This is a genomic window from Microbispora bryophytorum (genome assembly GCF_043197435.1).
Lineage (GTDB): Bacteria > Actinomycetota > Actinomycetes > Streptosporangiales > Streptosporangiaceae > Microbispora > Microbispora bryophytorum.
The window spans coordinates 844244-856100 of sequence record NZ_JBICTF010000001.1; the positions used below are offsets into that span (position 1 = coordinate 844244).

The following is an 11857-nucleotide window of genomic DNA, read 5'->3' on the forward strand; positions in this document are numbered from 1 at the left end:
ACGCACGCGACCTCGATATTGATCGCGTGTGGCGTGGCGTTGCCGTGGTCGGCGTCCTGGCGGCCACGTTCCTGACCGGTGGATGCGGGAACGGCGGCACGCTGGTGGTCGGCGTGCGTCCCGGGCAGCCGGGCCTGGTCACCAGGCTTCCCGACGGGCGCTACAGCGGCTTCGACATCGAGGTCGCGCAATACGTCGCCCGGGCGCTCGGCTACCGCGACGACCAGGTCGTCTACACGCTCGACACCGCGCGGGCCGATCTCGTCGTCGGCGCCACCGGCCCGCCCGGCTCCCGGTATGTCGCCGGCCCCTACCTCGTCACCAGCACCGACATCCTCGTCCGGGCCCACGACCTGTCCATCCGCCGGCCGCGCGACCTCGCCCGCAAACGCGTCTGCGCCACCCGGGAGTCCGCCGAGCCGCTCGTGCGGAAATTCGGCACCCGCTGGCGGCAGTTCTTCCTCGCGGAGGCGAACCTGCCCGCGGCCTGCGCCCCGCTGCTGGCCTCCGGCAGGACCGACGCGATCGTGGCCGACGCCCCCGTGCTCGCCGGGCTGTCGGCGCAGTATCCCGGCAGGTTCCGCTTCAGCGGCAAGGGGCTGTCCACCGAGAGGTACGGCATCGCCACCGGGACGGCCGCACTGCGCGATCAGGTCGAAGAGGCGCTGCGCCGGATGTTCGAGGACGGCACCTGGAAACGGACGGTCATCGACCAGCTCGGCGCGCTCGCCACCCGCTACACCACTCCTCCGTCCCTGGACTGATGCGTTGCCGCATTCGCCCTCCCGGGAGCGGGCTCGTCGGGCAGGATGCGGTCATGCCCCCCACGCCCGGCCCGAGGCCGTTCTCGCCACGGCCGTCGCCCATCTCCACGACCGACGTGGCACGTGCCGGTCGGCGGCTCGGGTTCCCGACCGTACTGGGCGGGGAGGCGTGGTGGGAGGAGGACCGCCCCGCCGAGGGCGGCCGCCGTACGGTCGTCCACCGGGCCGCCGACGGCACCCTCACCGACCTGCTTCCCGCGCCCTGGGACGCCCGTACGCGCGTCCACGAGTACGGCGGGCGGTCCTATGTCGTGGTCCCCGGTCACGGCCTCGTCTTCGCGCACCACCCCGACCAGCGGCTCTACCTCGCCCGGGCCCACGCCGGCGGCGAGCCGGGCACGGACCGGCCCCGCCCGGTCACCCCGGAGCCCGGCGAGCCGGGCGCACTGCGCTACGCCGACCTCCGCTACGCCGACCTGCGTTACGCCGACCTGCGGGTCCAGGACGGCCCGGATGGCGCAGGCAGCGCAGGCGGCCTCGGTGGCGCGGGGGGCCCCGGTGGCCCGGGTGGTGCGCGTGGCGTAGGTGGTGCAGGTGGCCCGGGTGGTGCGGGTGGTGCGGGTGGCGCGGGTGGCCCGGGGAGCGCGGGCGGGCCGCGGGTGTGGTGTGTCCGGGAACGCCACGACCAGGATGCCAAGGTCACCCGTTCGATCGTGGCCGTGGAGTTGACCGGGACCGGCGAGATCGCCGAACTGGTCACCGGCAGCGACTTCTACGCCTCTCCCACGCCGTCCCCCGACGGCCGGCACCTCGCCTACATCTGCTGGAATCACCCGAACATGCCCTGGACCGGCACCGAGCTGCGGGTCACGCGACTGTCCGACGGCGCCACGTGGACGGTGATGGGCGGGCCTGCCGAGTCTGTCCTCGCGCCGCTGTGGTCCGACGAGCGGCGCCTGTACGCGATCTCCGACCGGTCCGGCTGGTGGAATCTCTACCGAGCCGACATCTCCGGATCGTCGTGCGAGCCTGTCTTCCCGGCGGAGGAGGAGTTCGCCGGGCCGCTGTGGCAGCTCGGCGGCCTGCCTTACGCCATGCTGGGCGACGGGCGGCTCGCCGTGCTGCACGGGCGCGGCGACCTGCGCCTGGGCGTCCTCGACCCGGAGGCGGGCACGCTGACCGACCTCGACGTCCCCTTCGTGGGGTGGGCGCCCGTGCTGGACGCGGACGGCGACGTGCTCATCGGCCTCGGCTACCGGGAGGGCGCGCCGCGTTCGGTCGTCCGGATCCACGCCGCCGACACCGCCACCACCGCCGACACCGCCGACACCGCCGCCGACGACGCCATCGGACCCGGCCCCGGCCACGCCCTCGGCCCCGGTCAGGCTGACCGCAGGGGTCACGCCGGTCACGCAGGTCACGCAGGTCACGCAGGTCGCAGCCGTCAGGCCGGACGCTCCGATCGCGCCAGTCACGCCGATCGCGCCGATGAACTGCGGCGGGAGGTGGAGGGCGTCGCCGCCGGCGTCCTCCCGGCGCCCCGGGCCGTGCAGTTCGAGGCCGTGCAGTTCGAGGCCGTGGCGTCCGAGGCCGTGGCGTCCGAGGCCGTGGAGTTCGAGGCCATGCAGCAGGAGGCCATGAAGTTTGGGGCTGGGGGCTTCGGGGCCGGGGAGTTAGGAGCCGGGGAGTTAGGGGCCGGGGGGTTCGGTGCCGCGCCCGGCACGCGCCGCGTCCACGCGTACCTGCATCCACCGGAGCAGGCGGACGAGGGCGGCGCGCCCTACGTCGTCTTCGTGCACGGCGGGCCGACCGGACACGCGACGAGCGAGTTCAGCCTGGAGAAGGCGTTCTTCACCAGCCGCGGCATCGGCGTGATCGACGTCAACTACGGCGGATCCAGCGGGTACGGCCGGGCCTACCGGGAGCGCCTGCGCGGCCGGTGGGGTGTGACCGACGTGGCGGACGTGATCGCCGCGGCGAAGTGGCTGGTCGCCGAGGGCCTCGCCGACCCCGCCCGGATCGCCGTACGCGGGGCGAGCGCGGGCGGGTGGACGGTCATGGCCGCCTGCGCCGCGTCGGACGTCTTCGCGGGCGGCGTCTCCGTGGCGGGCGTCAGCACGCTCGGGCCGCTCGTCGCGGCCACCCACGACTTCGAGTCACGGTACGTGGAGTGGCTGGTCGGTCCCGAGGACCGGTACGGCGAGCGTGAGCCGCTGGCCCGGGCCGACCGGGTGAACTGTCCCATGCTGCTCATGCAGGGGCTCGCCGACCCGGTCGTGCCGCCGGCCCAGTCGCGGGCGTTCGCCGAGCGCCTGCTGGCGCGCGGCGTGCCCTGCACCTACCTGGCGTTCGAGGGCGAGGCCCACGGGTTCCGGCGGCTGGAGACCAGGGCGGCGGCCCTCGCCGCCGAGTTGTCGTTCTACCTGCAGATCTTCCGGTGAGCCGGACCGGTCGCCCGTCCGCCTCGACGAGTGGCGTGCGCATCCGGTCGATGCGATGCGCTGGTCCGCAGCGACGTGGGTGACGAACCGGACGGCGTGACGAAGGCGCTCGGCCTTGCCCCCTGATCTGATCAGGAGGCGTCCCACCGGGCGTCCTCGGACGGCCGAGTGCCCCCGCCCAGCAACGGACGGGGGCACTCGGCCGTGGCGGCCGGGCCGGCGTCGTACGCGAGACGCGGGGGCCGAGGCTCACCAGGCGAGACTCACCGGGCGAGGCTCATCGGCCGGGGCTTACCGGGCGAACTCCGTGGCGCGGGACTCGCGGACCACGGTGATCCGGATCTGGCCGGGGTAGGTCAGCTCCTCCTCGACCTGCTTGGCGACGTCCCTGGCGATGACCTGGGCCTGGATGTCGTCCACGTTCTCGGGCCTGACCATTACCCGGATCTCCCGGCCCGCCTGCATGGCGAAGACCTTGTCGACGCCGTCGTACGACTGGGCGATCTCCTCCAGGCGCTCCAGCCGCTTGACGTAGGCCTCCAGGGACTCGCGCCGGGCACCGGGGCGGCTGCCGCTGATCGCGTCCGCGGCCTGGGTGAGGACCGCCTCGACGGTCTTGACCTCCACCTCGTTGTGGTGCGCCTCGATGGCGTGGACGACGTCCTCGTGCTCGCCGTACCGCCGGGCGATCTCCGCGCCGATCATCGCGTGGCTGCCCTCCACCTCGTGGGTGAGCGCCTTGCCGATGTCGTGCAGCAGCGCACAGCGCTTGACGAGGTCACGGTCGAGCCGCAGCTCGGAGGCCATGATCCCGGCGATGTGCGCCGACTCGATCAGGTGCTTGAGCACGTTCTGGCCGTAGGAGGTGCGATAGCGGAGCTGGCCCAGCAGCGTGACCAGCTCGGGGTGCATCTCGGTGATGCCCAGCTCGACCAGCGCGTCCTCTCCCGCCCGCACGCACAGATCCCGCACCTCGGCCTTGCTGCGCTCGTACGCCTCCTCGATCCGCTGGGGATGGATCCGGCCGTCGAGCACCAGCTTCTCCAGCGTCAGCCTGGCCGTCTCCCGCCTGACCGGGTCGAAACACGACAGCAGCACCGCCTCCGGCGTGTCGTCGATGATCAGATTGACCCCGGTGGTGGACTCGAAAGCCCTGATGTTGCGGCCCTCGCGGCCGATGATGCGGCCCTTCATCTCGTCGCCTGGCAGGTGGAGGACGCTCACCACCGACTCGGCCGTCTGCTCGGTGGCGACCCGTTGGACGGCCAGCGTCACGATCTTGCAGGCGCGCTTCTCGCCCTCCTTCCGGGCCTCGCCCTCGATCTCCCGGACGATCAGCGCGGCCTCGCGCTTGGCCTGATTCTCGATCTCCTTGACCAGCTCCGTCTTGGCCTGCTCGGCAGTCAGTCCGGCGACCCGCTCCAGGATCTCCTGCCGCCGCTCGGCCACCCGCTCCAGCTCCTCGCGGCGGTCGGCCAGCTCGGTCTCGGTCTCGGCCAGCTTGCGGGCCCGCTCGGTCTGCCTGCGCGCCTCCTCGTCGAGCCGCTGCTCGCGCTCGGCCAGCCGGTTCTCGCGGCGTTCGAGGTCGGAGCGCAGCTCCTTGAGCTCCGTTTTGAGGATCCGCGTCTCCTCCTCGACCTCCTTGCGCATCAGCGCAGCGCTCTCGGCGAATGTCTCCGACTTCTTGAGAATCTCCCCTGCGTCATGCTCCGCTTTCGTGCGGATCTCCTCGGCCTCGCGTCTGGCGCGTTCGAGTTCCTCGTTGACCTCGGCCTTCACCCCGGCGAGCTGCTCGGGTGAGGGGCCAGGCGGTGCGACGGTTCCGGTGCGGCGCATGACTATGACGAGGGCGGCGATCATCACGAGAGCCAGCAGCACTACCGCAACCGCAAGAACGATCACGATCGTGTCCATGCGCGCTCACCCCTCACGACAACTCTTGGCAGGGGTCGCACGCGCAGCACGGCAGCGCCCGGTGGCGTCACCAGGACAAATATCGTCGCAATGCCCAGGCGCCCCGAGGGGCGACCCATATGGCCCGAGGGCCGGTCAATGTCTCTCGTCCGTCGTGGTTCACCGTTATGGCAATCCGCGCTGCGCGGAGCAACTCCTCACTGCGGTCGAGATTAAGCGTCAGAGAGGTAACGAGCAAGCAAAGATGCCCTGTCAAGTGACTTTTGCGTGGTGCTATGGCTCACTCGAAGGTATCCGGAAGTTCATCTGACGGGCTGCCCTCGGCCTCGATCGCCTCTCGGACCACACGGAAGGCCAGCCCCGGCGAGTAGCCCTTGCGGGCCAGCATGCCGGCCAATCTCCGCATGCGCGCCCGCGGCTCCACCCCGCGGGTGGCGGCCAGTTTCCGGTCCACCAGCCTGCGTGCGGTCTCGGCCTCCTCGTCCGGATCGAGCCGCCCGACGGCGTCCTTGACCGTCTCCTCGGCCACGCCGCGCTGCCGCAACTCCTGGGCGAGCGCGCGGCGGGCGAGCCCGCGACCGGTGTGCCGGGAGCTCACCCACGCGGCGGCGAACGCCTCGTCGTCGATGAGCCCGACCTCGGAGAACCGCTCCAGCACGGCGTTCGCCGCCTTCTCGGGCACGTCCCGCTTGCGCAGGGCCTCCGCGAGCTGGGCCCGGGTCTTGGGGGCCATCGTCAGCAGCCGCAGACAGATGGCTCTGGCCACCGCCTCGGGGTCGGCCGGTGGTCCCTCGCTTGCCGCCGTGCCCTCCTGCGGCCCGTCGGGAAGCCACCCGCCGGACCTCTCCCGCCTTCCCCGGCTCCGCGGCGCTCCACGTCCTCCCTGGCCCGCCCGGTTTCCCGGAGCCGCCCGTTCCCACAGGCCCGCCCGATCTTCCGGAGCTTCGTGTTCTCCCAGAGCTTGGTCTTCCGGAGCGTGTTCTCCCGGAGCGTGGTGTTCTCCCGGAGCGTGTTCTCCCAGGCCTGCCCGTGTACTCAGGCCGGCCCGTTCTCCCCGCCGGCCGCCACGTCCCTGACGGCGGCGTCCGGCCCGGCCGGCCTCCTGCCCGTTCTCCGCACGCCCGTTCTCCGCATGCCCGAATTCCGCATGCCCTGCCTCCGCACGCAGAATCTCCGCACGCAGAGCGGCGATCGTCGCGGAGGCGTCCTCAGCCGATCCGGGTAGATCTTCGGCCGGCCCCCAGGGTCCCGAGTTCCAGTCCCCCGGCCCGATCTCGTCGTACGGGCCGGAGGGCTCGTCGCGCCTCATGCCTGCGCTCAGACGTCACCCGGCTTGGGCGCACTGGCCGCCTTGCTGCCCCGGCCCGACGTGGGGGCCGGCGCCGCCGGGGCGGCGGGGGGCTCGCTCGGCGTGTCAAGCCGCGGCCCGACACCGAGCTTCTCCTTGATCTTCTTCTCGATCTCGTTGGCGATGTCGGGGTTGTTCTTCAGGAAGTTGCGGGCGTTCTCCTTGCCCTGCCCGAGCTGGTCGCCCTCGTACGTGTACCAGGCGCCGGCCTTGCGCACGAACCCGTGCTCGACGCCCATGTCGATCAGCCCGCCCTCGCGGGAGATGCCGATGCCGTACAGGATGTCGAAGTCGGCCTGGCGGAAGGGCGGGGCCATCTTGTTCTTGACGACCTTCACCCGGGTCCGGTTACCGACCGGCTCGGTGCCGTCCTTGAGCGTCTCGATCCTGCGCGCGTCCAGCCGCACCGACGCGTAGAACTTCAGCGCCTTGCCACCTGTGGTGGTCTCGGGGCTTCCGAACATGACGCCGATCTTCTCGCGGAGCTGGTTGATGAAGATGGCGGTGGTCCGGGTCTGGTTCAGCGCTCCGGCGATCTTGCGCAGTGCCTGCGACATGAGGCGGGCCTGGAGACCGACGTGGCTGTCGCCCATCTCGCCCTCGATCTCGGCCTTCGGCACGAGGGCCGCCACCGAGTCGATCACGATGATGTCGACGGCGCCGGAGCGGATCAGCATGTCCGCGATCTCCAGCGCCTGCTCACCGGTGTCCGGCTGGGAGACGAGCAACGCGTCGACGTCGACGCCCAGCTTCTTGGCGTACTCGGGGTCGAGGGCGTGCTCGGCGTCGATGAACGCCGCGATGCCGCCGCCCTTCTGGGCGTTGGCCACGGCGTGCAGGGCGACCGTCGTCTTACCGGAGGACTCGGGGCCGTACACCTCGACGATTCGGCCGCGGGGATAGCCACCGATGCCGAGGGCGACGTCGAGAGCGATGGAACCGGTGGGGATGACCTCGATCGGGGCACGCGCGTCGTCTCCGAGGCGCATGACGCTGCCCTTGCCGAACTGCCGCTCGATTTGTGCGAGGGCGGTCTCAAGGGCCTTCTCGCGGTCGTTGATTGCCATTGGGTGCCCCCTGAAGGGTGGTCGTCTGCTCGGTCACCGAAAAGCTACGGGGTGCCACCGACATTTTCCGGAGCTTCCCGCAGCCCGCCCCACGGAGGGCGGACCGGGAGCCTGTCGCGCCCCGGCGACCTGACGGCGCGCACCCCGGCGGCGACCAGTCCAATATAGCCGAACGACTGTTCGATCACATGCCAGAACCGCCACCGAGTCCGGGGACGAACGGTATCCCGACCGCACCGTTACATTCCCGGGCGTTACTCTGCCATGGTTGCCAGCGCGTTGACCTGGGACGATCCTTGTAGCAAAGCTGAATCTCCCCGCTGGAGGGGCCACGTGACGGGCACCGGCGACTACAGCGGACAGCGCCTGGCCCGGCTTGAGGCGCTCGCGGCGCGGCTCCGCGAGCACGGCATGTCCGCGCAACTGCTCGGGACGGACGATCCGGTCCTGTCCGTCCGGCACCCGGGCACCGGCAGGCAGACGGTCGTCTTCGCGACGCCTGCCAGGGAAGGCTGGATGTTCCTGTGGGCACCGGGCGGCCAGGAGAGCGCCGACGACCCCGGGCGTGCGGCCGAACTGATCGGCCGCACGCTCTCACCGCACCCCTGATCCTGCGCCGGCGCCCCCGCCGTCAGCGGACGACCTCACCCAGCCTGACCCGGGCGCCGGTGCGGAGCACCGCCCGCCGGTAGACCCGGGCCGCGCCCAGCAGGACGGCCACCACGGCCACGGCCATGAGCGCTCCGGCGACGAGGATCTCCCCGAGCGGCACGTCGACGGCCGCCGTGCGTACAGGCATGACCATCGAGGAGAACGGCGGCACGAACGACAGCACGCGCGCGACCGTGCCCGCCGGTTCGACGGCGGCGAAGTAGGCCGTCAGGTAGGTGAACATCATCAGCATGGTCATCGGCGTCAGGACGGTGTTGAGCTCCTCCTGCCGCGACACCAGCGAGCCGAAGGCGGCGGCGAGCGCCGAGAAGAAGGCGTAGCCCAGCACGAACCAGATGACCGCGCTGACCACGATTCCCCCCATTCCAGGCGGCAGGTCGGCCGTGAAGCCGGTCGCGGACGACGCCGCCAGGCCGGCGGCGATGACCACGACGAGGTTGACCAGCCCCAGCGCGCCCAGCCCGACGATCTTGCCGCCCAGGAGCTGCCAGGGGCGCACCGAGGTGAGCAGGATCTCCACGATGCGGCTGCCCTTCTCCTCCACCACACCCATGGCGACGAACATCGCGGAGTAGATGAGCAGGAAGAACAGCACCATCACGATCAGCGTGGCGATGCCGGTGCGCACGCCCTCGTAGCGGGCGTCGGCGCCGACCGACTCCACCGTCAGCGGCGTGATCGTGAGACCGGCCGCCCTGATCTGGGCGTCGCGGTGGACGCTCTCCAGGATCAGCCCCAGCCGCTGGTCGAGTTCGCCGTTCGCGAGGACCTTGTCCCCGTTGACGAGGGCCGCGTCGACGTCCCCGTCGACCACGGCCTTTCGGGCGGCCGCCTCGTCCGGCAGCCGGGAGTAGGCGAGCTGGGCCGCGGGCGGGGGCGCCTGGCCCACCACGCCGACGTCGTAGCTGTCGTCGCCGCCCAGGACCTTGGGCAGGAACGCGAGCGCGGCCACCAGGACCGCGCTGACCGCCAGGCTGATCAGGTAGGACTTCGTCCTGATGCGGGTGCGGATCTCCCGCTGGGCCACCAGCCACAGGCCGTTCATGCCACCGCCTCCCTGAAGATCTCCGCCAGCGTCGGCTGCCTGCGGCCGAAGTGCTCCACCTTGCCCGCGCCGATCGCCGTACGCAGGATGTCCTGATCGTCGCCCTCCTCGCACAGCAGCACGTCGCGGTCGCCCTCACGGGTGAGCTCGCCGGGCAGGCCGTTGGCCCAGCCGGGCGCGGCGTCCCTGACCACGACCCGCAGCGTCCCGCGGCCCTCCCGCTCGCGTAGCTCGCCGACCGGTCCGTACGCCACCATGCGGCCCGCCGAGATGATGCCGACCGAGTCGCAGAGCCGTTCGACCAGGTCGAGCTGGTGGCTGGAGAAGATCACCGGGACACCCTTGGCGGCGCGGTCCTTGAGCACCTCCGCGAGCGCGTCGACCGCCAGCGGGTCGAGGCCCGAGAACGGCTCGTCGAGGATCAGGACCGCCGGCTCGTGGACGAGCGCGACGGCGAGCTGCACCCGCTGCTGGTTGCCGAGCGACAGCGCCTCCACCGCGTCGCCGCTCCGCTCGACCAGGCCGAGCCGCTCGATCAGGGCGGCGGTGGCCGAGCGCGCGGCGGCCGGGGCGAGCCCGTGAAGCCGCCCGAAGTATTCGATCTGCTCGGCGACCTTCATCTTCTGGTAGAGGCCGCGCTCCTCCGGCATGTAGCCGAACGTGCGGCGGTCGTCGTACGTCACCGGGCGCCCGCCCAGGCGCACCTCGCCGGAGTCGGCGTCGAGCACGCCCATGACGATCCGCATCGTCGTCGTCTTGCCCGCGCCGTTGGCGCCGACGAACCCGAACATCTCGCCCGGCCGTACGGTGAGACCCACCCCGTCGAGGGCGGTCTTGTCTCCATAGCGTTTGCGTAGGCCATCGATCTCAAGCACGGGGGGTTGCCTCCACAATTCGTCGCAGAACGTCCATATATGTCTCGAAGGCCGTACGCCCCTGATCGGTCAGCGAGAGCCAGGTGCGACCACGCTTGCCGACGAAGGTCTTCTCCACCCGGACGTATCCGGCCTCTTCGAGCGTGAGGATGTGCTTGCTGAGCAGCGAGTCGCTGACCTCGATGGTGTCGCGGAGGAAGCGGAAGTCCGCCTTGTCCGCCGCGGCCAGGGCGCCCATGATCGACAGCCGCACCGGCGCGTGGATGGTCTCGTCGAGCTCGTGGCGCGGGTGGGCCGTCATCGGTTCCTCATCAGGCGGAGCCCGCCGTACACCAGGGGCAGCCCGGCGAGCACCGACAGCGCGGCGAGCGCCGCCGTCCAGCCCGCGGTGGGCCGATCGGGCATCAGCCAGACGCCGACGACGAACGGCACCATCATCGTCACCACGTACGCCGCCGAGACCGGCCCGTTGATGCGCTTCATCAGCCGGTCGTGCACCCGCAGCCGGGCCCAGTACACGCACAGGGCGACCGTGAGGACGATCCACCCGAGCCCGGCGAGCAACGGCAACGGATAACCGCCGAGGAACATCGCCGGCCAGTAGACCATCGTGGCCAGTCCCACGAACAGGTACGCCCGCCCGGGCCCGTGCGAGGAATGGCGGACCCGCCGCCCAACGCGCCCGATCTCCTGGAGAGCCTCATCGGGAGTGAAGTGATCTCTGGCCATGCGCTTCCTCCGTGTTCATCTGCTCAACACGCTAGCAAGCACTCAACTACCGTTCAAGTGGTTGCCGAAGACGACTTACGCCATGGGTCATGGACGGAGCGGCGCGCGACAGGATCAGCCCGCCGCGGTCACAGGATGGGTGGGTGGAAAGAGGGTCGGTCAGCGGAGCCTGGAGTCCACGTCGACCTCCTGACAGACGGCCTGCCAGATCTGCTTGGCCGCCACGCCCTCCGCGAGGGCCTGCTCGACCGTGCGCCCGCCGAGCCCGGCGATCACGTAGTCCTTCGCCCACGACTCCGCGTACGCCTCCCCGAAGTGGCGGCGCATCCTGTTCCAGAAGTCTGTGAGGCGCATGCGTTCAGTATGACGCCGCGGCCCGGATGTCCCGTCCCGGCCGCGGCGTCCGATCACCTGCCCACCGGCAGGAGACGGCGTCACATGACGCGGGTGCCGTACATCTCGCCGAGCGGGTCGGCGAGCAGCTCAAGGCGGGCGCCGTCCGGGTCCTGGAAGTAGATCGAGCTGCCGCTCTCCACCTGGTGGGGGACGCCGGCGGCGTCGAGCTTGCCGCGCAGACGCTCCCACGTCGCCGGCTCCACCGAGATCGCGATGTGGTGGAGCCCGCCGAGGACCTCCTTGTACGGCTCCAGGTCGAGGCCGGGGAGGTCGAAGAAGGCCAGCAGGTTGCCGTTGCCGATGTCGAAGAAGAAGTGGTTGGACCCGCGGTAGTCGCGGTTCTCGAATATCTCGGTCAACGGGAACTCGAGGAGCTCGTGGTAGAAGCGGATCGTCCGCTCGACGTCAGACGAGATCAGCGCGAAGTGGTGCAGGCCCCTCGCGCTGCTTGCGGCACGGCGCTCGCTCAGGTAGCGCTCACGGATCCGCGCGCGCTCCGCCTCGATGGCCGCGTAGTCGATTTCCATACTGAGGATGATTGTCCCGACGCCGGCATCTCATGCCACCGGGGGCCGGTGAGCAGCCGTCTTCCGTGTCGTACGGGAT

At 71.0% G+C, this 11857-nt stretch carries 12 protein-coding genes; 3 read left to right on the forward strand and 9 right to left on the reverse strand.

Annotated elements, in window-relative coordinates:
• Nucleotides 1–26 precede the first annotated feature (26 nt).
• Both ACGFIB_RS03950 and ACGFIB_RS03955 read left to right on the forward strand, forming a co-directional pair.
• Nucleotides 27–764: a transporter substrate-binding domain-containing protein gene (locus ACGFIB_RS03950; protein WP_167748119.1), complete on the forward strand. Its 738-nt coding sequence runs from the start codon at nucleotides 27–29 to the stop codon at nucleotides 762–764.
• 53 nt (nucleotides 765–817) lie between these two features.
• Nucleotides 818–3205, forward strand: coding sequence for a S9 family peptidase (locus tag ACGFIB_RS03955; RefSeq protein WP_393368259.1), 2388 nt, complete (start codon nucleotides 818–820; stop codon nucleotides 3203–3205).
• 291 nt (nucleotides 3206–3496) lie between these two features.
• On the opposite strand, the gene rny is transcribed toward ACGFIB_RS03955, so the two are convergent.
• The 3 genes from rny to recA form a co-directional block, all read right to left on the reverse strand.
• The gene (rny, locus tag ACGFIB_RS03960; RefSeq protein WP_142568146.1) at nucleotides 3497–5119 is read right to left on the reverse strand and encodes a ribonuclease Y; all 1623 of its coding nucleotides are present in this window, start codon (nucleotides 5117–5119) and stop codon (nucleotides 3497–3499) included.
• 280 nt (nucleotides 5120–5399) lie between these two features.
• The gene (gene recX, locus ACGFIB_RS03965) at nucleotides 5400–6041 is read right to left on the reverse strand and encodes a recombination regulator RecX (RefSeq protein ID WP_393368454.1); all 642 of its coding nucleotides are present in this window, start codon (nucleotides 6039–6041) and stop codon (nucleotides 5400–5402) included.
• Between the two features lie 395 nt (nucleotides 6042–6436).
• Complete coding sequence (gene recA / locus ACGFIB_RS03970) at nucleotides 6437–7534, reverse strand: recombinase RecA (protein ID WP_142568144.1); 1098 nt, start codon at nucleotides 7532–7534, stop codon at nucleotides 6437–6439.
• Nucleotides 7535–7867: 333 nt separating this feature from the next.
• Here recA and ACGFIB_RS03975 point away from each other — a divergent pair, with 333 nt between their 5' ends.
• Nucleotides 7868–8143, forward strand: coding sequence for a hypothetical protein (locus tag ACGFIB_RS03975; protein WP_393368262.1), 276 nt, complete (start codon nucleotides 7868–7870; stop codon nucleotides 8141–8143).
• 22 nt (nucleotides 8144–8165) lie between these two features.
• Here ACGFIB_RS03975 and ACGFIB_RS03980 read toward each other — a convergent pair whose 3' ends face one another.
• From ACGFIB_RS03980 to ACGFIB_RS04005, 6 genes are all read right to left on the reverse strand, one after another.
• A complete protein-coding gene (locus tag ACGFIB_RS03980; RefSeq protein ID WP_393368264.1) occupies nucleotides 8166–9251 on the reverse strand; it encodes an ABC transporter permease in 1086 nt (361 codons plus the stop codon).
• Nucleotides 9248–10126 (reverse strand): ABC transporter ATP-binding protein, encoded by an 879-nt coding sequence (locus tag ACGFIB_RS03985; RefSeq protein ID WP_393368266.1) that lies wholly within the window; start codon nucleotides 10124–10126, stop codon nucleotides 9248–9250. Before ACGFIB_RS03985 ends, ACGFIB_RS03980 begins: the two co-directional genes overlap by 4 nt.
• Nucleotides 10119–10427: a winged helix-turn-helix domain-containing protein gene (locus ACGFIB_RS03990; protein ID WP_142568140.1), complete on the reverse strand. Its 309-nt coding sequence runs from the start codon at nucleotides 10425–10427 to the stop codon at nucleotides 10119–10121. Before ACGFIB_RS03990 ends, ACGFIB_RS03985 begins: the two co-directional genes overlap by 8 nt.
• Entirely contained in the window at nucleotides 10424–10855 is a 432-nt protein-coding gene (locus ACGFIB_RS03995) for a hypothetical protein (protein ID WP_357248602.1), read from the reverse strand. The genes ACGFIB_RS03990 and ACGFIB_RS03995 overlap by 4 nt, the downstream gene beginning before the upstream one ends.
• Nucleotides 10856–11014: 159 nt before the next feature.
• Complete coding sequence (locus ACGFIB_RS04000) at nucleotides 11015–11209, reverse strand: DUF3046 domain-containing protein (protein ID WP_142568138.1); 195 nt, start codon at nucleotides 11207–11209, stop codon at nucleotides 11015–11017.
• 80 nt (nucleotides 11210–11289) lie between these two features.
• Nucleotides 11290–11778, reverse strand: a complete 489-nt coding sequence (locus ACGFIB_RS04005; RefSeq protein WP_142568137.1) for a VOC family protein — start codon at nucleotides 11776–11778, stop codon at nucleotides 11290–11292.
• Between the last annotated feature and the right edge of the window lie 79 nt (nucleotides 11779–11857).